The organism is Collinsella tanakaei (assembly GCF_016900375.1).
Classification (GTDB): domain Bacteria; phylum Actinomycetota; class Coriobacteriia; order Coriobacteriales; family Coriobacteriaceae; genus Collinsella.
The window spans coordinates 17,862-37,701 of sequence record NZ_JACJKB010000010.1 but is presented as its reverse complement, the minus strand read 5'-3'; the positions used below and the strand labels follow the sequence as shown (position 1 = coordinate 37,701).

General features: G+C 65.3%; 15 protein-coding genes. 7 read left to right on the top strand and 8 right to left on the bottom strand.

Annotated elements, in window-relative coordinates:
* Positions 1–230: 230 nt before the first annotated feature.
* Positions 231–1,292, bottom strand: a complete 1,062-nt coding sequence (locus H6A16_RS07125; RefSeq protein ID WP_342589731.1) for a glycosyltransferase — start codon at positions 1,290–1,292, stop codon at positions 231–233.
* A gap of 222 nt (positions 1,293–1,514) precedes the next feature.
* Positions 1,515–2,789, bottom strand: coding sequence for an N-acetylmuramoyl-L-alanine amidase (locus H6A16_RS07120; RefSeq protein ID WP_204617589.1), 1,275 nt, complete (start codon positions 2,787–2,789; stop codon positions 1,515–1,517).
* A 540-nt stretch (positions 2,790–3,329) separates the two neighbouring features.
* Between H6A16_RS07120 and H6A16_RS07115 the strand changes: the two genes are divergently transcribed.
* The 6 genes from H6A16_RS07115 to H6A16_RS07090 all read left to right on the top strand — a co-directional run bounded on the left by H6A16_RS07115 (position 3,330) and on the right by H6A16_RS07090 (position 12,704).
* Positions 3,330–5,477: an NAD(+) synthase gene (locus H6A16_RS07115; RefSeq protein WP_204617587.1), complete on the top strand. Its 2,148-nt coding sequence runs from the start codon at positions 3,330–3,332 to the stop codon at positions 5,475–5,477.
* Between the two features lie 72 nt (positions 5,478–5,549).
* The gene (locus H6A16_RS07110) at positions 5,550–6,713 is read left to right on the top strand and encodes a pyridoxal phosphate-dependent aminotransferase (protein WP_204617584.1); all 1,164 of its coding nucleotides are present in this window, start codon (positions 5,550–5,552) and stop codon (positions 6,711–6,713) included.
* 209 nt (positions 6,714–6,922) lie between these two features.
* On the top strand, positions 6,923–7,876 hold the full coding sequence (locus tag H6A16_RS07105) for an L-lactate dehydrogenase (RefSeq protein WP_204617582.1): 954 nt from the start codon (positions 6,923–6,925) through the stop codon (positions 7,874–7,876).
* A gap of 149 nt (positions 7,877–8,025) precedes the next feature.
* Positions 8,026–9,792: a glycoside hydrolase family 13 protein gene (locus H6A16_RS07100; protein WP_204617579.1), complete on the top strand. Its 1,767-nt coding sequence runs from the start codon at positions 8,026–8,028 to the stop codon at positions 9,790–9,792.
* A 378-nt stretch (positions 9,793–10,170) separates the two neighbouring features.
* The gene (locus H6A16_RS07095; protein WP_204617577.1) at positions 10,171–11,568 is read left to right on the top strand and encodes a DUF2974 domain-containing protein; all 1,398 of its coding nucleotides are present in this window, start codon (positions 10,171–10,173) and stop codon (positions 11,566–11,568) included.
* 131 nt (positions 11,569–11,699) lie between these two features.
* Positions 11,700–12,704 carry a nucleoid-associated protein gene (locus tag H6A16_RS07090; protein ID WP_204617575.1) on the top strand — a complete coding sequence of 335 codons (1,005 nt, stop codon included), beginning with the start codon at positions 11,700–11,702 and terminating at the stop codon, positions 12,702–12,704.
* Between the two features lie 38 nt (positions 12,705–12,742).
* Here H6A16_RS07090 and H6A16_RS07085 read toward each other — a convergent pair whose 3' ends face one another.
* The 5 genes from H6A16_RS07085 to H6A16_RS07065 all read right to left on the bottom strand — a co-directional run bounded on the left by H6A16_RS07085 (position 12,743) and on the right by H6A16_RS07065 (position 17,325).
* Positions 12,743–13,033: a hypothetical protein gene (locus tag H6A16_RS07085; RefSeq protein ID WP_204617573.1), complete on the bottom strand. Its 291-nt coding sequence runs from the start codon at positions 13,031–13,033 to the stop codon at positions 12,743–12,745.
* A gap of 593 nt (positions 13,034–13,626) precedes the next feature.
* On the bottom strand, positions 13,627–14,328 hold the full coding sequence (dapD, locus tag H6A16_RS07080) for a 2,3,4,5-tetrahydropyridine-2,6-dicarboxylate N-acetyltransferase (protein WP_204617571.1): 702 nt from the start codon (positions 14,326–14,328) through the stop codon (positions 13,627–13,629).
* A gap of 46 nt (positions 14,329–14,374) precedes the next feature.
* Entirely contained in the window at positions 14,375–15,115 is a 741-nt protein-coding gene (dapB, locus tag H6A16_RS07075) for a 4-hydroxy-tetrahydrodipicolinate reductase (RefSeq protein ID WP_239458265.1), read from the bottom strand.
* Positions 15,108–15,998, bottom strand: a complete 891-nt coding sequence (gene dapA / locus H6A16_RS07070; RefSeq protein ID WP_204617569.1) for a 4-hydroxy-tetrahydrodipicolinate synthase — start codon at positions 15,996–15,998, stop codon at positions 15,108–15,110. Before dapA ends, dapB begins: the two co-directional genes overlap by 8 nt.
* Before the next feature lie 16 nt (positions 15,999–16,014).
* A complete protein-coding gene (locus H6A16_RS07065) occupies positions 16,015–17,325 on the bottom strand; it encodes a diaminopimelate decarboxylase (RefSeq protein ID WP_342589730.1) in 1,311 nt (436 codons plus the stop codon).
* A gap of 386 nt (positions 17,326–17,711) precedes the next feature.
* Here H6A16_RS07065 and H6A16_RS07060 point away from each other — a divergent pair, with 386 nt between their 5' ends.
* A complete protein-coding gene (locus H6A16_RS07060) occupies positions 17,712–18,917 on the top strand; it encodes an amidohydrolase (protein ID WP_204617567.1) in 1,206 nt (401 codons plus the stop codon).
* 63 nt (positions 18,918–18,980) lie between these two features.
* Here H6A16_RS07060 and H6A16_RS07055 read toward each other — a convergent pair whose 3' ends face one another.
* Positions 18,981–19,808 carry an IS3 family transposase gene (locus H6A16_RS07055; protein ID WP_239458271.1) on the bottom strand — a complete coding sequence of 276 codons (828 nt, stop codon included), beginning with the start codon at positions 19,806–19,808 and terminating at the stop codon, positions 18,981–18,983.
* Positions 19,809–19,840 lie beyond the last annotated feature (32 nt).

Sequence of the window (19,840 nt, the reverse complement as noted above, 5' to 3'; positions counted from 1 at the left end):
TCTGCGAGCCGAAGGCCTCGCGTCGGAATGGTTCTCCCTACGATTTTGTACCCCCTCACCCAAAAGTGAAGCCGGGAGCGCGCAACAACAAAAAGAGGGGACACACGGGGAAATGTTATGGAGATGCTCCTTTGTAACAGATGCGAAAAGCCGTCGGGCGAGGCCACCTGCATGGCCTCGCCCGACATCGGATCGATGTGAAGGTGCTCCCGTAAAGCCGGGCGCACAGGTTATTCGCCGAGCGGCGGCATAGGCGTCCAGGTCTTGTCGCGGTAGATCTTGCGCGCGTCGCGCATGCCGCGGAACAGCGCCGGGATGCCTGTCTTCAGGCAATCGCGGTTCACCATCACGAGACGGATGATCTCCTTGGCAAAGGTCGCCGCGGTGCCGATGCCGAAGACGAAGCGGTTGTAGTCGCCGTGCTCGCGGAAGTACTTCATCATGTAGCCGCGGTTGCGCATGATGTGGTAGCGGTTCATGTCCGACGTGCCGTTGAGCTGGCGCACGCCGGCGATGTCCCAGTTGGCGATATCGCGGGTACGGCGCAGGATGAGGTCGGCGATCACGATGGGCTCGGTGACCTTCGAGGCCAGATAGCCGTAGACGGTGTCGTCCCAGTAGATGAAGAAGCGCGGGTCGGGGAAGCCGATCTTGGACACCACGGAGCGCGCGAACAGGCCGCCCTCGAAGCACATCGTGTTCATAGGGCGGAAGCCCTCCGGCCCGAAGGCGGCCGGAGCGATGGGGTTGGGGATGCCGAGCGAGACGATGAAGTGGTACTGCCAGTAGAAGGCGCCCTCGTCGTAGTCGAGGCGCGAGCCCTGGATGACGTCGTGGTCGTGCGTCCACGGCTCGAGGCGCTCGATGGCCTCGGGCAGGACGGCCACGTCGTCGTCCATGACCCAGAACCACTGGGCGCCGAGCTCCCAGGCGCGCTTGACGCCGGCGGAGAAGCCGCCCGCGCCGCCGAGGTTGTCGTCCTGCGGCGCGTAGACCACGCGGTCGACGCCGCCCTCGGCATCGGGTTCCGCCGTGTCCTGCCCCCACAGCTCGTCGGTGCGCTGGGCGAGCTCGCCGACCATGGCGGCCGTTTCGGGGGAGTGCTCGTTGTCCACGATGACGATGCGCCAGGGCGCGCAGGTGAGCGCGCAGAAGGAGTCGAACAGCTTCTCGAGCAGCTGCTGACGCTTGAAGGTCACGACCACGATGGCGAGTTTGGGGATGCCGCTTTGACCCACGGCGGGCGATGTGGTTGCCGCCTCGCCTGTGTAGCTCATGTCGGTCTCGCTCACGTCGCTGCCTTCCTGGTCGGTCGAATAATCAAAGGCCACGCGGCCCCGTCGATTTCTATAGTATAGCCCGCGCCTGCACTTGTTTTGCATGTCGGCACCGTGCCCATCGGGGTCACATAGGGCGCGCGGGCGGGCGCGTGGGTGAAGATGCAAAACGGGCGGCCGCCGCTCGACGCGGCTGCCGCCCGCAAAACCCGAGGTGGGAAGTGGTGTATCAGGCGCTTACTGCCCGAGCGCGAGGTAGTGGTTCGCGCGCTCGACGAGCCAGTCGACGTCGAGCTCGAAGGGGCATTCGGTTGCCGTGAACGAGCTGTGCACGTCGACGTTTTCTCCCATGACGAGCTTCGTCCAGCCCTTCTGATGCGCAAGCGAGGCCATGAGCTTGGCGCTCGTATCGAGCGTCTCGTAGGTCGCGGGGTTCTCGCGGGTGCCCACGTGCTCGATCGAGACGGTGCGCGTGTTCCAGTTCCAGTTGCCCACGCCCCAGGCGGTGTCCTCCAGGCGCACGTACTGGTGGATCTCGGTGCCGTCGACGCAGTAGTGCGCCGAGGCGGAACGGCCGTTGGTGTCGGCGAAGACCTCATCGACGCCCTCGATCGTATCGATGAGCGTGGTGTGGATGACAAGGCGCTCCCAATCGTTTCCATCGCGGCCGGGGGTGTACTTCTCGGTGCCGACCCACTCGACCTTCTGCCTGATGACGGCTTCGCCCGTCACGCGGTCGAACAGGCAGGTCATGCCGTCGATGTCGCGCCAGCCGTAGACCATGCGGCCCGTGACCTCGTCGTAGTAGACGGTCTTGGTGCCGTCGTCGGTCGCGACGTCCATCCAGCCGTAGGTCACCGCGCCGGTGACGCCGTCGAAGTGCATCCAGCCGGGCTCATCTCCGTGAGCGTCGTCGATGTAGCGCTCTCCGTGGGCCATCTGGCCGGTGATGTAGTCGTAGAACACCCATTTGCCTCCGTTGGAGGGAACGAATACGAAGCCCTTGAGCATCTCGCCGGTGATGTCGTCGAAGTAGTACCAGCCGCCGTAACGGCAGTCCTCGCCCTTGACCATCGTGTAGTCGTCGTCGATGCGGACCCACTTGCCGCCGGCGTCGCGGTCGGACTCGTCCTTGGGGATGAACACGTCCTTGCCGTGGGCGATGGTTCCGTCGGCATCGGCCCAGTACCACTCGTTGGTGGCGGCGTCAAAGAACGCGTGCTCGCGTACGAACAGGCCGTTTTCGAACCAGTAGCGCTCGTTCGTGTCGGGATCGGTTACGAAGACGCAGTTCGCGATCTCGCCGCCGATGAAGTAGCGGTCCTCGCCGGTGGCGGGGTCGGTGGCCCAGCCGTTCAGCGTGCGGGTCTCGGCAGCGGGGGCCGGCTCGGTCGCGGGCTCGGCGAAGGCGCTGACAGGCGCGGCGACGCAGCCCAGAGCGGCGAGCGTCAGCGACGCGCCGACGGCAAGGCGCGCGAGCGGGGCGTGACAGAACAGGGTGGTACGTTTCATGAGTTCGTCCTTTCTGCGCTCTGGACGAGTGCGACGCGCCGGGGGCGCGCGGTTATACCGCTCCCTAGTGTACCGGGGCGGCGGGCAAGGGGGTGGTGGAATTTCGCGGGAGCGCTTTTGTAAAACTCTTTTTGAGCGTACAGGGGGTCAATACGCAATACCCCTGGCAACTTTTGCAACTTGAGTATTTTTGTAAGCGTGGTTTTGAGTGTTCCAGCGCTCGAATTCGCCTTCTTAGGTCGAATTTCAGGTCTGATTGGAGCCGATAAGGCCCAAAACGCCAAGTGAACGTGCCTTCAAAAATGCTCAAGTTGCAAAACTTGCCAGGGGCGGCACGAGGCGGCCGGTTCTGCCCGCGTGCAGGCGATCCGGAAACCGGGTAGGCGCGCCTCACGGCTTTCGGTCTCGTGCTGCCATGGCACGCGGCCAGCCGTGCATCCGAAAGGAATGCCCGAGGCATGCGCGGCGCCTCTGCGCTCCTGCGGTATGATTGTTGGGCCGGTACGTGCGTATCGGGTGGCCAACAAGGGGAGTTTCACTATGGAGGAACTGTACTTCACCGGTATCGGGTCCGGGGCCGGTGCGGGGTCGGGCGATGGCTTCTTTCGCATCGCCGCCGCGACGCCCGCTATCCGCGTCGCCGATGTCGAGGGCAACGCGCAGGCGATTCTCGCGTGCGTGCAGGATGCCGCCCAGAGCGGTGTCGGCGCGCTCGTGTTGCCGGAGCTCTGCCTGACGGGCTATACGTGCGCCGACCTCTTCTTGGACCGCACGCTGCTGCGCTCCTGCGAGCGCGCGCTGGCGCGCCTGCTCGACGAGACGCGCGAGCTGCCGATCCTCTTCACCGTCGGCTTGCCCGTCGCGCACGGCGAGGCCATCTACAACTGCGCCGCCGTGTGTTGTGCCGGCGAGCTGCTCGGCCTGACGGTCAAGGAGAACCTGCCCAACTACAGCGAGTTCTACGAGCAGCGCTGGTTCACCCCGGCACCGCGCAACCCGATGGGGTACGTGAGCTTCGCCGGCAGCCGTTCCGTTCCCATGGGGTCCGCCCTCGTGTACCGTTGCGTCGACCCTGGCATGGAGTCGGTCGCCATCGGCGTCGAGATCTGCGAGGACCTGTGGGTGCCCGAGCCGCCGTCGATTTCCATGGCGGTGCAGGGCGGGGCGACGATCATCTTGAACCCGTCGGCCTCCGACGAGACCATCGGCAAGGCCGAGTACCGCCGTGACCTCGTGCGCGGCCAGTCGGCGCGCCTGTACTGCGCCTACGCCTACGCCGATGCGGGGGAGGGCGAGTCGACGACCGACCTTGTGTTCGTGGGCGAGAACCTGATCGCCGAAAACGGCAGCCTGCTCGCGAGGACCGACCTGTTCACCTGCGATATGGCCATGGCCGATGTCGACCTCGACCGCCTGCTGGCGGAACGCCGCCGGTCGAACACCTGGGCGCGTCCGCCGTTTTCTGCGCGCGGCATGAACGACGCGACGTTCTCCTTTCGCGGCGCCGCTGGACGCCAGGGTGGCGAGCCGCAGGGCGAGGACGCCGCGGCGCCCCTCGGCTTCATGCGCACCGCCCTCGATATCGACCGCGTCTACAGCCGCGCGCCGTTCGTGCCGGCCGACCGCGGCGACCTTGCCGAGCGCTGCGAGACCATCTTCGGCCTGCAGGCCGCCGGCCTGAAGACGCGTCTGGCCCACACGGGCACGACGCGCGCCGTCATCGGGCTCTCTGGCGGTCTCGACTCCACGCTCGCGCTGCTCGTCACCGTGCGCGCCTTCGATGCGCTCGGCCTCGACCGCACGGGCATCATGGCCGCGTCCATGCCGGGCTTCGGCACGACCGGCCGCACGAAGGGCAACGCCGAGACCCTCGCGCGCTCGCTGGGCGTGAGCTTCCGCGAGATCTCGATTCACGACGCCGTGAAGCAGCATTTCGCCGATATCGGGCACGACCCGTCCGTCACCGACGTGACCTACGAGAACAGCCAGGCGCGCGAGCGCACGCAGATCCTCATGGACCTCGCCAACGAGCTCGGCGGCTTCGTCATCGGCACCGGCGACCTCTCCGAGCTGGCGCTCGGCTGGGCTACCTACAACGGCGACCACATGAGCATGTACGCCGTGAACGCGAGCGTTCCCAAGACGCTCGTGCGGCACCTGGTGCGCTACGCGGCGGGGCTCTACGGCGGCCAGATCGAGGCGACGCTCCTCGATATCCTGGATACGCCCGTTTCGCCCGAGCTGCTGCCGCCCACAGGCGACGGCCAGATCGCGCAGAAGACCGAGGACCTTGTGGGGCCTTACGAGCTGCACGATTTCTTCCTGTACCACCTGCTGCGCTTCGGGTTCGCGCCGGGCAAGATCTACCGCATGGCGTGTCGCTCGTTTGCGGGCGAGTACGACGAGGAGACCATCTGGAGTTGGCTGCGCGTGTTCTACCGGCGCTTCTTCGCCCAACAGTTCAAGCGCAGCTGCCTGCCGGACGGCCCCAAGGTCGGATCGGTCACGCTCAGCCCGCGCGGCGACTGGCGCATGCCGTCCGACGCCTCGGCGCGCATCTGGCTTGCCGAGATCGATGCGCTTCGCGATGCCGGCGCGGCTGCCGATGCCGGTGCCGTGGCGCCGCGCCCGGCCACGGAGGTCGTCGTTGCGTCAGAGGCGGTTTCCGTCGTCGCTACCGAGGAGTAGCACCGCCGCCCTTTGCGCGGGCCTGCGCCTCGCACCCTTCATCCACCGCTTGTTCCTGAAAGGAAGTCCACCATGCAGTTTTCCCAGAGACTCGATCGTTTCGGCGCCGAGGTGTTCGCCTCGCTCAACCAGCGCCGCCTGAAGCTCGAGGCTCAGGGCCGCACCATCTACAACCTCTCGGTTGGTACGCCCGATTTCGCCCCGTACGACCATGTGGTCAGCGCCCTGCGCGATGCGGCTGCCGATCCGACCCAGTGGAAGTACAGCCTGGGCGACCTTCCCGAGCTCAAGCAGGCTGTGTGCGATTACTATGCGCGCCGCTTCGGCGTGGAGGGCATCACGCCCGATATGGTCGCCTCGTGCAACGGCACCCAGGAGGGTGTGGGCCATCTTGGCCTCGCGCTGCTCGATCCCGGCGATACGGTGCTCGTGCCCGACCCCTGCTACCCGGTGTTCGAGGCGGGCGTGAAGATCGCCGACGGCGAGCTTTCGTACTACCCGCTCGAGGCGGAGCACGACTTTTTGCCCTACGTGGCGGGCATCGACCCCGAGGTCGCCGACCGCGCCAAGTACATGATCGTGTCGCTTCCCGCCAATCCGGTGGGCAGCGTGGGCACGCCCGAGCTCTACGAGGAGATTATCGCGTTCGCCCGCGAGCACGACCTGCTCATCGTGCACGACAACGCCTATTCCGACATCGTCTACGACGGTCCGCGCGGTGGCAGCTTCCTGCAGTATCCCGGAGCGCTCGAGGTTGGCGTGGAGTTCTTCTCGCTCTCGAAGTCGTTCAACGTCACCGGCGCGCGCATCGGCTTCCTTGTCGGTCGCTCCGATGTGGTGCAGGCGTTCGCCAAGCTGCGCAGCCAGATCGACTTCGGCATGTTCTTCCCGATCCAGAAGGCGGCCATCGCCGCGCTGACCGGTCCGCTCGACGAGGTCGAGGCGCAGCGCCTGAAGTACCAGGAACGTCGCGACGCGCTGTGCGACGGCCTGGAGGCCATCGGTTGGGAGCGTCCGAACGCGCACGGCACCATGTTCGTGTGGGCGAAGCTGCCCGGCGGCCGCACCGATTCCATGGCGTTTTGCGAGGAGCTCATGGACCGTGCGGGCGTCATCGTGACGCCGGGCGCGAGCTTCGGCCCGTCGGGTGAGGGGTACGTGCGCATGGCGCTCGTGCTGCCGCCCGAGGGCATGCGCGCCGCTGTCGCCGCCATCAAGGATGCCGGCATCTGCTAGGATCGCCGCCTCGGTACGAGCCCCTTTCCATGTGCGCTTTCGCCCTGGTCCTCGGTGTGAGGGCCAGGGCGTTCTGCTGTCAAGGGGTCATTTGTGAAAATCCTATAGAGCAAATAGGAAATAAAAGGAGGCTGCTTGGGCGCGCCCAGCGGGGGAATATCCCCATCGGTCAGATAGGTTTTCTGACGATACGATTCGAAGGAGCAGTCATGATCGATACCAGGAAAGTTGCCGTTGTCGGATGCGGGTTTGTGGGGTCCTCTTCGGCGTTTGCACTCATGCAGAGCGGGTTGTTCTCGGAGATGGTGCTGATCGATGTCGACCGGGCGCGCGCCGAGGGCGAGGCGCTCGACATCGGGAACGGTTCGCCGTTTGCACACCCCATCGATGTGTATGCGGGCGATTACGAGGACGCAGCCGACGCCGCGATCATCGTGGTCACAGCCGGCGCCGCGCAAAAACCCGGCGAGACGCGCCTTGACCTCGTGAACAAGAACGTCGGTATCTACGAGTCCATCATCCCCCGTATTCGCGAGGTCGGGTTCGAGGGCATCCTTCTCGTGGTGTCCAATCCGGTGGATGTGCTCACCTACGCCGCGATCAAGATGTCCGGCCTGCCCGAGAGTCATGTGATCGGATCGGGGACGGTGCTCGATTCCGCACGTCTGCAGGAGGCCCTCGGCGACCATCTGGGCGTGGATCCGCGCGATGTGGGGGCCTACATCATCGGCGAGCACGGCGACTCGGAGCTCGCGGTGTGGTCGAGCGCCGACGTGGCGGGCGTGCCGCTCAAGGATTTCTGCGAGATGCGCGGCCATTTTGACCACGTTGCAGCGCAGCGGCGCATCGCAGACGACGTCAAGGGGGCGGCATACGAAATCATCGCGCGCAAGAAGGCGACGTACTACGGCATCGCCATGTCGGTCGCGCGTCTATGCGGCGCCATCATGCGCGACGAGCACTGCGTACTTCCGGTTTCGAGCTTGATGGTGGGGGAGTACGGTCTGACGGACATCGCAATCTCGCTGCCCACGATTATCGGGCGCGCCGGCATTGAATGCCGTGTGCCCATCTCGCTCGACGAGGACGAGCTCGCACGGCTGCACGCCTCGGCGGAGGCGCTTTCCGATGTTATCGACCGGGCGGGTCTGCGCGAGCTGTAGGCGCGATCGATCGAAGCTGGGGTCCTCCTGTCTCGGTAGGTATGAGCGGCATCTTGCCATATGGCCAATCCTTGTTCGTACAAGATGTCCGGGCTACAATTGACCCAGGTGACGCGGGGTATCCCGCGGCGATCGGACAGGAGGACGCTATGCTGGGCAAAGGTGCCGATTGGTGGAAACAGGCGGTCGTGTACCAGGTGTATCCGCGCAGCTTTCGCGATGCGAACGGAGACGGTCTCGGCGACATCCGCGGCGTCGTGACGCAGATGGGCTACCTCAAGCGGCTCGGTGTCGACGCCATCTGGCTTTCGCCGTTCTACCCGTCAGAGCTCGCCGATGGCGGCTATGATGTCATCGATTACCGGAACGTTGACCCGCGCCTCGGAACGCTTGACGATTTCGACGACCTGGTTGCCGCCGCCCATGAGCGCGGCATCCGCGTGATCGTCGACATCGTGCCCAACCATACATCCGATAAGCACCGTTTCTTCCAGGCGGCGCTTGCGGCGGGTCCCGGCTCGCCCGAGCGCGACCGCTATATCTTCCGTCCAGGACGCGGCGAGGCCGGGGAGCTGCCGCCCAACGGTTGGAGGTCGTGTTTCGGCGGCTCGGCGTGGGAACGCGTCGAAGATGGCGAGTGGTACCTGCACCTGTTTGCCAAGGAGCAGCCCGACCTCAACTGGAAGCATCCTGATGTGCATGAGGAGTTCAAGCGGACGCTGCGCTTCTGGTCCGACCGCGGGGTCGATGGCTTCCGCATCGATGTGGCGCATGCGCTGGCGAAAGATCTTGACAGCCGTCCGCTCGATGAGCTCGATCAGGTGCCCGACCAGGGCGCGGGCAACGAGGACAATCCGCTATGGGACCGGCCGGAGGTGCACGAGATCTACCGTGAGTGGCGGCAGGTCTTCAACGAGTACGAACCGCCGCGTTTCGCGGTAGCGGAGGCATGGGTGACGCCGGAGCACCAGCGGTATTACGCCTCGACCGAGGAGCTCGGACAGGTGTTCAATTTCGAGTTCGCCAAGGCCGATTGGCGCGCGGACGATTTCCGTCGCGCGATCGAGGAGGGTCTTACCTGTGCGGAGCTGTCGGGTTCCACGAGCACGTGGGTGCTGTCGAACCATGACGTGCCGCGTCATCCGACCCGCTACGGCCTGCCGCAGGTGCGCTCGCACGCGCATCATCAGCTTGTGAACGATTGGCTGCTCCGCGATGGTGCGACGTACATCGAGGACCGCGCACTCGGGACGAAGCGCGCACGCGCGGCGCTGCTCATGGAGATGGGGCTTCCGGGTTCGGTGTATATCTATCAGGGCGAGGAGCTCGGGCTGTTCGAGGTGGCGACCATTCCCTGGGATCGCCTGGAAGACCCGCAGGCTCGGCGCACGGCCCATGGCGATGCGCTCAAGGGCCGCGATGGCTGCCGCGTGCCGCTGCCGTGGTGCGCGTCCGACCTGCCTGCCCCGGCTGTATGGGACGCTTCGTTCGGGGATGGCGCGACCGGGTCGTTCGGGTTTTCCGCACCGGTCGAGGGTGTCGCTCGGGTTGCCGCGCCCACTGCACCCCATCTGCCCCAGCCGCTGTGGTATGCCGAGTTCGCAGCCGATGCAGAGCAGGCCGATGGCCGCTCGATGCTTAACTTCTACCAGTGCGTATTGGCGCTTCGTGCAGAGATGCTTACCGCAACGGGTGACATGTCGCTCACGTGGCTGCCGGCGCTCGAGTTGGGCGCCACACCCGACCAGGTGATCGCCTATGAGCGGCCCTGCGCCGATGGGCGCACGTTTACGTGCGTCGTCAACTTCGGCGCTGAAGCGGTTCCTGCTCCGGTCGGTGCGCTGCTCGTCGCTTCGGGTGATCTTGCTTCCGACGGGTCGGTGCCGCAGGATACCGCTGCCTGGTTCGTGCGCTAGAAGCTGCGTTTGCTGCGTGGGTTCGCGACTTGGGGGCTCGCGCGTCAGGCGATGCACCTGTTGAGTAGGGGGTCAGTGTCAAATTTGTGACTTTTGAGAGAGTGTCGTCTTTAGTGACGCGGCGTAGCTTACCAAAATGTATCAAAAAGCCAATGTGATCTGGTAAAACGATAGCACGAGTGGATAAAACTGGAGCCTGGTAAGCGTGGAATCAACCCACAATATCGGTGAGGTATCTCAAAAGTCGCGAATTTGATCCCCAGCTAAAAACAAACCCCTGTATGTGCGCATCGACCGGGCTTCAGAGCGCTAGCATGGAGACAGAACGTGCAAGTTTGGGGTCTGTCCCCAAACTTGCAGGGCATGATTGGGGGTCCTATGGGCGAGGACAGGGTCGAGCAGCCGCTGGGTGCTTTCGTCAGCGATGCAGATGGTGACGTCGCTCCGTTGAAGGCTGATACCGCCGGCGAGGCCGAGGATTCCGAGGGAGCCAGTGAGGGAGGTCGCCTTGCGAGCCTCATCGAGGCGATCGCCGGTCGCTTCGGAAGCGATCGACAGGACGACGCGGATGAGGACGCTGGCTCAGACAGCGACGAGAAGCGCTCGAAGCGCAAGTCCGACCCCGACAACTTCCTTACGTACGCGCAGACGGCGTTCGAGACCTTCGATGAGCGTCCGCTCTGCACGCTCGACAGCCTCGTGTTCTCGTGGATGTCCTACTATCGGCTGAATCCCGGCGCACGGCGCAGGTGGTCGAGCGAGGGCATCGCGCTTCACGAGCTGCTGCGTGCTGAAGAGTTCGACACCATGTTCGGCACGAGCTGGGACCCCGAGGGCAGCCGCGACCTGCTGTTTGCCGTGTGCGCCAGCCCACGTTTCCGCAATGCTCGCCTGTGCGCCTTCGATTTCAAGACCGACCTCGCCACGGCCGAGCAGTTCGCGGCCATGACGTTCTCGCTTCCCGGCGGCGGCATGTACGTCGCCTTTCGGGGTACCGACTCGACGCTCGTAGGGTGGCGCGAGGACTTCAACATGGCGTCGCTGTGCCCGGTGCCCGCGCAGCGCGAGGCCCATGAGTATCTCGAGCGCGTGGCGACGCTGCTCGACGGTCCGATCTACATCGGCGGGCACTCCAAGGGCGGAAACCTCGCGGTCTATGCGGCGGCCTGCGCGTCGCCTGCAGTCCAGGAGCGCATCGTGCGCGTGTTCTCGCACGACGGCCCCGGCTTCAACGCGGAGTTCCTGGCGAGCGAGGGCTATGCGCGCATTCGGGAGCGCATCGACAAGACCGTGCCCAAATCGTCGATCATCGGCCTCATCATGGACGAAGATCACGATTTCACGGTTGTGGAGAGCGATGGCATATCGATCCTGCAGCATAACCCGTTCCTCTGGGAGGTCGATGGCCTCGTATTCAAGCAGGCAGACGGCCTTTCTGCGAGCTCGCGGTACTTCGGCTCGACCGTCGCCGCGTGGATGGACCGCTTCACGGCAGAGGAGCGCGGCACGTTCATCGACACGCTGTTCGGCGTGCTGGACGTTACCGGCGCGACACGTCTGGCGGATATCCGCGAGAGCTGGCGCGTGAGTCTGCCTGCGATGCGGGATGCTTACGATACGCTCGAGCCCGAGCAACGCGCCTTCGTCGGCGATGTGATGAAGGCGCTCGCGCGCGTCGCCACGATCGATAAAGTGACGGGTGTCGCGTCGACGCTCCTCGATGGGCTGGGCATCGCGCGCGACGACGAGGATGAGGAGCAGGACGAGGGCATCTGACGGTCGCCTCGCGTCGAGGGGTAGAAGCGGTCTGCTTTCCTTTTTGTGCGCGGGCGTTCGATTCGGTCGCGCGGCGCCATCGTGCCGCTATACTTTTTCGAGCCGATACTGCGCCCGAAGGAGACCGCCGCATGAAGATCAACCACGCCATCCTGCATATCCTCGATTTCGAGTCCGCCGTGAACGTCATGAGCGCGCGCGAGCTCGACCTTGATACGCGGGCGGTCCGCTCGTTTCTGACCTCGCATCTGCGCCGCGCGCGCACGAGCGCCGACAACCGTCGTGGGTCCTTCGCGGAGAACAGCGCGTTTGCCGGCGAGCTCAAGGCGTTCCTGTTCGGCGACCGCGAGTTTATCGACCTCTCGCAGCAGATCGCCGAGTTCATCGCCGGTGAGCTGGCAAAATGCGATAAGCAGGAGTCGACCGACGTGCTCGTGGCGGACTTCGAGGACGATGACGAGGTCCGCTGGTTCGCCGTCATGCTGATGACGAGCCGCATGGCGTTCATGCATGAGGTCGACCGCGAGGGCGGGGCGGTGCGCAACGACATCGCGCGTCATTATGCGATCCTGCCGAACCCCTCGCAGAAGGTGTCGAGCTATGCCGTCGTGCGCGCGAGCACGATGGAGGTCATGTACCAGGACAAGAAGCGCAAGATCGCCGGCGAGGACACGATGCTCATCCCCGACGGCCTGTTGCAGTGCGTGACGGGCGTTTCGGGCAAGGAGGTCATCGACACGGTGACGCGCATCGTCGAGGAGGTCGCCGAGGAGCACGGCGCCAACACCGCGATGGCGCTCGCGCGCGCCAAGGAGGTTGTGGCCGAGCGCGTCGAGGAGGACGAGGAACTCGCCCCTTGGGACCTCGCCGACGAGATCTTCGAGGACGAACCCGCGATGAAGGAGCGCTTCGAGGCCGAGATGCGCGAGGAGAAGCTGCCCGAGCGCGTGCCGGTCGAGCGTGCGAACGTGGAGCGCGCGGCGGTGCGCAACCACAAGATCCGCACCGACACGGGCATCGAGATCACCTTCCCGGCCGAGATGCTGCGCAACACCGAGTACGTCGAGTTCGTCAACGAGCCGAACGGGCTCATCTCCATCGAGCTGAAGAACATCGGGAGCATCGAGAACCGCTAGCGGCGGATCGGTGCTGGCGGCGAGTGCCCTGCCGTGCCCTATTCCGCCTGATGCAGAATCTCCTCGTCGATGGCGCGGTCGATGGCCTCACGGATAAACTGCGAGCGGGTCATTCCGTGGCGCGCGGCGATCGCGGCGCAGGCTAGGGCGCGCGAGCGCGGCATGCGGAAGGTGACGGTGATGCTCTCCTCGGTGCTGCTGAGGGGCGGGCGACCCATGACGACGGGAATCCAGTCGCCTTCGGGCCATTCGCCGCGCTCGAACATCTCGGCGTCCTTCTCGAGCATCTCGTCGGTGACGATCTTGCCGGATTTCAGCTTGTACTCCATTGATAGGAACCCCCTTATATCCAGCGAATGCCCAGCTCTAAGTATGTGCGCTTAGAAGGCGGGGTCATTGCGTGGTATATCATCCAATCTCCTGCTTCCGTTTCGGCTGCAACCATCTCAATGAGGCGATTGCGCCGGTCGATTCCAACTGCTACATACTGGTCAGGCGCGGATATTCCGCGCCAGGAGATACGGACTGCTTGATTCCACGCATGCAGCACGTCCTCCTCGGTAATCGATGGGTGCCGCTGCGTGACTCTCGGATGGACGATGACGCGATCCATGGTGCTCACCTACTTTTGTAACGCAAAAGTGTTCGGGCGGCAAGCGCCCGACGGTAGGCGAGAGGGTACACCCGGCGATGCAACCGGTTTTAGCGAGGTCTCGAGCCGATATCCGACCGTATGCATATGCGCGTCCAACCGGTGAGGTGCCAGCTTGAGCATATGCGGGTTTACGAACATGATCGAAGGCGATGCGGCGGAAGATTCCGCGAAACGCCCATGCAGCGGCAGCAAAAACGGCGGCCGCGCTGCCTTGATTGGGAGCGCGGCCGCCGCATAAGGGGGATGGGCTGCTGTGATGTGTGGACGCTACAGCGTGCGCAGGGCCTCCTCGAGGCCGGTCTTGCTGTCAGTCTTCTCGTCGCGCTGCTTGATGACGCGCGCGGGCACGCCGGCGACGACGGCGCCGGCGGGAACGTCCTCGACACAGACGGCGCCTGCCGCCACGACCGCGCCCTCGCCGACGTGTATGCCCTCGAGCACGACGGCGTTCGCGCCGATCATGACGTTGTCGTCGATGATGACCGGCGTGGCGCTTGCGGGCTCGATGACGCCGGCGAGCACGGTGCCGGCGCCGATATGGCAGTTCTTGCCCACGGTGGCACGGCCGCCCAGCACAGCGCCCATGTCGATCATGGATCCCGCGCCGATGCGTGCGCCGATATTGATGATGGCACCCATCATGATGACGGCGTTGTCGCCGATCTCGACCTGGTCGCGGATGATGGCGCCCGGCTCGATGCGCGCGTTGACGCCCTTCAGGTCAAGCAGCGGCACGGCGGAGTTGCGGCAGTCGTTCTCGATATCGAGGCAGACGATGTCGTCCGCATGCGCCTCGATGATCGCGGCGAGCTCCTTCCAGTCGCCGAAGACGATGCGTCCCTCGGGCGTGCCGTACACATGGGCGGCTCCCCAATCGATCTGGGCGCCCGCCGCCTCGTGCACGTAGAGCTTGACCGGCGTCTTCTTTTCCGCCGAGGCGATGAAGTCGATGATTTCCTGAGCGTTCACACGCGTCCTTTCTCTAGCTGAAAGTTTGGGACCTGTCCCCAAACTTTCATGCGAACATGATGTCGTCGAAGGTGTAGAAGCCGGCTTCGCGGGCAAGCAGCCTCTTTGCGGCGGCAAGGGCGCCGTTCACAAAGATCTGGCGGTTCGTCGCGCGGTGCGTGAGCGAGACCTCCTCGTCGGTGCCGAAAAACGAAACCGTGTGCACGCCGGCGACCGTGCCGCCGCGCAGCGAGTGCATGCCGATCTCGTGCTCGTCTCGGGCGCCACACATGCCCTCGCGGCCGTAGACCGGGTGGTACCCCATGCCCTCATGCGCGTCGATGACGGCATCGAGCAGCATGGCGGCCGTGCCTGAGGGGGCGTCGGCCTTCTGGTTGTGATGGGTCTCGACGATCTCGACGTCGAAGCCGGGGAGCTCGCGGGTCGCCTGTGCCGTGAGGTGCCTGAGCGCCGCCACGCCGATGGAGTAGTTGCCCGACCACACGACCGGTACGTCCGCACCGAGGGCGCGCAGCTCGTCGAGCTGCTCGGATGTGTAGCCGGTGGTGCCGCTCACGAGCGCGCAGTCGCAGCGGCGCACATAGGAGACGACCGCCGGCAGGCAGGCGACGTTGGAGAAGTCGATGAGCACGTCGGCGGCAGGGGCGTCGTCTACCGCGGCGAGGTCGAAGCCGACCTGCGCCACGACCTCGAATGCAGGCTCGCCGTCCACGCCGCGCGCGGCTTCGGCGGTCGTGCGGATGAGCGAGCCCATGCGGCCCGCTCCCATGATGGCTATGCTAATCAACGAGACCAGCCTCCTTCATCGTCGACACGAGCTTCTCGCGGTTGCCGTCGGCCATGGGCACGAGCGGCAGGCGGTAGTTGGCGTCGCACAGGCCCATCTGCGCGCAGGCCTCCTTGACGGGGATGGGGTTCACCTCGGAGAACAGGGCGTGCACGAGCGGCAGCCCCTCCAGCTGGATCTGGCGTGCGCGCGCCAGATCGCCATCCAAAAACGCGTGGGTCATCTCGCGCACCAGGGCGGGCTGCACGTTCGCCCACACCGAGATCACGCCCGAGGCGCCGAGGCTCATGAGCGGCACGACCATGTCGTCGTTGCCGGAGAACATCTTGAAGTCGGGGCCGATCACGTGCGCGATGTCGCTCGCGTAGACGATCGAGCCGCTCGCCTCCTTGATGCCCAGCGCGTTGGGATGCGCGGCCAGGCGCTCGACGTTGGAGACGCTGATGGAGCAGCCCGTGCGGCCGGGCACGTTGTACAGGATGCAGGGCACGTCGACCGCGTCGAGCACGGTGGCGAAGTGGCGGTAGATACCCTCCTCGTTGCTCTTGTTGTAGTAGGGCGTGATGAGCAGCAGGCCGTCGACGCCCAGGCGCTGGTAGGAGAGGCTCTTCTCGAGCATCGTCTGCGTGCAGTTGGAGCCCGATCCGGCGATGATGGGCACGCGGCCGGCCACGCGCTCGACCACGAACGACACGACGGCGTCGTCCTCCTCGTGCGTCATCGTGGAGCTCTCGCCGGTGGTGCCGAGCGGCAGCAGCGCGTCGGTGCCGGCTTCGAGCTGGAAATCGACCAGTCGGCCGAGCGCGTCGAAGTCGACGTTGCCGTCGCTGTCGAAGGGGGTGATGAGGGCGACGATCGAGCCCTCGAGGTTGCGGATGTCCATGTTCGGCCTCCTTGCCTTAGGATGTGCGCGCCGCGCGCGCGATGAGGGCGCGGCCCGTGTCGGTGATGTCGAGGGTCGCGAAGTAGTCGGCTGCGGTCTCGGCGCGGCGGATGAGCTCGCAGCTGCCGTCGGTGCGCAGCAGGACCTCGGCGTGACGCAGGCGCCCGTTGTAGTTGTAGCCCATCGAGTAGCCGTGCGCCCCGGTGTCGTGGATCACGAGCAAATCGCCGATATCCACCTGCGGAAGCGCGCGGTCGTGGGCGAACTTGTCGTTGTTCTCGCAGAGGTTGCCCACGATGTCGTAGGTTCTCGTGGCAGGCAGACCGCTCTTGTCGGGGCCGCCCGCCTGGCCCATCACGGTGATGTGATGATAGGCGTCGTACATGGCGGGGCGGATCAGGTCGCACGCGTTGGCGTCGACGCCGACGTAGTCCTTGTAGATATGCTTCTCGTGGATGGCGCGCGTGACCAGGCATCCGTAGGGACCCATCATGAAGCGGCCCATCTCGGCGCAGAGGGCCACATCTCCCATGCCCGCCGGCACGAGCACCTCCTCGAAGGCGCGGCGCACGCCCTCGCCGATGGCGTGGATGTCGTTGGGCACCTGGTCGGGGCGGTAGGGGATGCCCACGCCGCCCGAGAGGTTGATGAAGCCGATGTGCGCGCCGGTCTCGCGCGCGAGGTCGACGGCGAGCTCGAACAGGATGCGGGCGAGCGCGGGGTAGTAGTCGTTCGTGACCGTGTTGCTGGCGAGGAAGGCGTGCAGCCCGAGATTCTCCGCGCCGCGGTCGACGAGCATGCGGTAGGCCTCGAAGAGCTGCTCGCGCGTCATGCCGTACTTGGAATCGCCCGGGTTGTCCATGATGCCGTTGGCAAGCTGGAACAGGCCGCCGGGGTTGAAGCGGCAGCTCACCGTCTTGGGGATGGGTCCCGCGACGCGCTCGAAGAACTCGATGTGCGTGATGTCGTCGAAGTTCACGATGGCCCCGAGCTCGCGTGCGAAGCGGAAGTCGTCGGCGGGCGTGTCGTTCGACGAGAACATGATGTCGGAACCGCGGATGTCGAGCGCATCGCAGATCATGAGCTCGGTGTCGCTCGAGCAGTCGCAGCCGCAGCCGTACTCGGCGAGGATGGAGATGAGCCGCGGGTTGGGATTCGCCTTGACGGCGAAATACTCCTTGAAGCCCGGGTTCCAGCTGAACGCGTCGAGCACGGCTTCCACGTTCGCGCGGATGCCGGCCTCGTCGTACAGGTGAAACGGGGTCGGATAGTGCTCGGCGATCGTGACGAGCTGGTCTTTTGTCACAAAGGGGTGCTTGGCTGGCACGTGCTGCCTCCTTGATAGCTCTCCTGCAGACCCTGCAGACAGTCCCGCAGGTGTTTCCTGCGGTCCCACCCGGTTCCGCCGCGCCCGGCGGCCGAGTTCGGCGGGATTGCCCCCGCGCGGGGTCGATGCCTGCCGGCTCGCCCGCGCATCTTCGCGCCCGCTACCTCTATCGATTGGAGGAATGCTATCACGAACGGGCTTTACCGAACAAGAGTGAACGCTGCGGCGATACACATCTGTAACGTGTCCACTTTCAGGACGGAGATGTTTCCGGACACCCGCCGCCGCGGGCCGGTTGGCCTCCCGGCTACGTCCCCAGAGAGGCAAGCGTGGTGACGAGGGGCGGGGAGGCTATACTTTTGAAAACCGTGGGAGAGGATGGGCAGATGAACTTGATGCCGGATGTGACCGAACAGGATCTGGAGCTGCTGGCGCGCTATCGGCGCGATCTGCATCGCATCCCGGAGCTCGACTACGACCTTCCGCAGACCAAGCGCTACCTGCGCGGTGTGCTCGAGCAGCTCTCGTGCGAGGTGTTCTCACCGAGCGCGAGCTGCATCTGCGCGCTGTTCGATGCGGGGTGCGCCCGCACGATGGCGATCCGAGCCGACATGGACGCCCTGCCTATCAGCGAGAATACGGGTGCGCCGTTTGCCTCCGAGCACGAGGGGCACATGCACGCCTGCGGTCACGATGCGCATATGGCGATGGCCCTTGCTGCTGCCGTGTGGGTCGACGGCATCGTGCGCGAGCGCCCGGGGGCGCTCCCGCGAAACGTGCTCTTCGTCTTTCAACCCGCCGAGGAGACGACCGGCGGTGCGAAGCGCGTGTGCGAAAGCGGCGTGTTCGAGCGCTGTGCGGTCGAGCGCATCTTCGGCTTCCATGTGTGGCCCGACCTGCCGTGGGGTACGGTGGCGTCGCGCCCCGGCCCGCTGCTGGCGCGCTCGAGCGAGACGCATATCTCCATCCACGGGCAAAGCACGCATATCGCCAAGACGTACGGCGTGTCGGACACGGACAGCCATGATGCCGCGCTGGCTGCCGCGCGCTTCATGGTGAGCGAGCGCTGGCTTATGCGCAAGCTTGCCCAGGAGGAGCCTGTGATCTGCCAGTTCGGGCAGCTCGAGGCAGGCACCGTGTGCAACGCCGTGGCGGGGGAGGCGCGCCTGGCCGGAAGCCTGCGCGTGTTCACGGACAGCATGTTCGAGCGGGCGAAGGACGAGATCCGTGCGCTGCTCGATGAGTCGTGCACCTCGTGCGGCTGCACCGGTGAGGTCGATTTCGCCGAGGGGTATCCTCCGGTGACGAACGATTCGGTGCTGTATTCGAAGGCGGCCGACGTGCTGCCGGAGCTTACGCTGGTGGAGGAGCCCCTGCTGATCGCAGAGGACTTCGCGTTCTACCAGCGGCATCTGCCCGGTGTTTTCTTCCTGCTGGGCGTGGGCGCGCCCGTCGCCGATGGCATCGCTGATGCGGATTGCGGCGACCTCGGCTATGCGACCTGCGCCCTGCACGGGGATACGTTCATGTTCGACGAGCGCGTGCTGCTGCGCGGCCTTTCGGTCTACAAGAGGCTGGTCCTGATGGAGTGAAAGTTTGGGGACAGGCCCCAAATGAACTGCGCCCCAAAACTTGGATGTGATTAATCATAACCGCTAGGCGGCCTCCCGGAGGGCCTGCTCCCGGAACTCGACCGGGGTCAGGCCCTTCAGCTTCACCTGGCGTCTTCTCGTGTTCCAGTGGACGATGTACTCTTCGAGGTCGCGCTTGAACGACTCGAAGTCGCCCCAGTCGCGCCCTCGGAAGAACTCGTCCTTGATATGGCCGAAGACCTGCTCGGTCGCGCCGTTGTCGATGCAGTTGCCCTTGCGCGACATGCTCTGGATGAAGCCGTTCTCCCTGAGCCTCTCCACGTAGGACGCGTGCTGGTACTGCCAGCCCATGTCGGAGTGCAGTATGGGCTCTTTGCCCCTCGGCTTCGCGGCGACGAGCATGGCGAGCATCTCCTCCTGCTGCGCGAGGTCGGGGTGCTCCGAGACCGACCAGGCGACGATCTCCTTGCTGCCGAAGTCGTACGCCGGCGCGAGGTAGGCCTTGCCGAAGGAGAGCTTGAACTCGGTGACGTCGGTGCCCATCTTCTGCCACGGGCCGTCGGCCTCGAAGTCGCGGCCGATGACGTTCCCGAAGGTCTCGCCGACCTCGCCCTTATAGGAGTTGTACCTGTGATAGTCGGTCTCGCGGCGGATGCCGCACCTGAGTCCCATCTCGCGCATCATCTTGAGCACCGTCTTGTCCGCTATGCGCTCCCCGTCGACGGCGCGCAGCTCCATGGCGATCTGGCGGTGGCCGACGCCGTTGGGGAGCCGGCCGAAGATCTCGGCGACCCTCCCGCGCAGCTCGGGCCTGGTCGGCCTCCTCGGGTGCGCGAGCGCGTAGTGGTACGACGACCTGGCGAGTCCGGCGCACTCCAGCAGGTCGGACAGCTTGTGGCCACGCCCTGAAAGCTCGGCGACCG

Coding starts and splice junctions, on each gene's coding strand:
- H6A16_RS07120 (WP_204617589.1), bottom strand. CDS start 2,789: ATGAAACGTACCACCCTGTTCTGTCACGCCCCGCTCGCGCGCCTTGCC.
- H6A16_RS07115 (WP_204617587.1), top strand. CDS start 3,330: ATGGAGGAACTGTACTTCACCGGTATCGGGTCCGGGGCCGGTGCGGGG.
- H6A16_RS07110 (WP_204617584.1), top strand. CDS start 5,550: ATGCAGTTTTCCCAGAGACTCGATCGTTTCGGCGCCGAGGTGTTCGCC.
- H6A16_RS07105 (WP_204617582.1), top strand. CDS start 6,923: ATGATCGATACCAGGAAAGTTGCCGTTGTCGGATGCGGGTTTGTGGGG.
- H6A16_RS07100 (WP_204617579.1), top strand. CDS start 8,026: ATGCTGGGCAAAGGTGCCGATTGGTGGAAACAGGCGGTCGTGTACCAG.
- H6A16_RS07095 (WP_204617577.1), top strand. CDS start 10,171: ATGGGCGAGGACAGGGTCGAGCAGCCGCTGGGTGCTTTCGTCAGCGAT.
- H6A16_RS07090 (WP_204617575.1), top strand. CDS start 11,700: ATGAAGATCAACCACGCCATCCTGCATATCCTCGATTTCGAGTCCGCC.
- H6A16_RS07085 (WP_204617573.1), bottom strand. CDS start 13,033: ATGGAGTACAAGCTGAAATCCGGCAAGATCGTCACCGACGAGATGCTC.
- dapA (WP_204617569.1), bottom strand. CDS start 15,998: ATGGACATCCGCAACCTCGAGGGCTCGATCGTCGCCCTCATCACCCCC.
- H6A16_RS07060 (WP_204617567.1), top strand. CDS start 17,712: ATGAACTTGATGCCGGATGTGACCGAACAGGATCTGGAGCTGCTGGCG.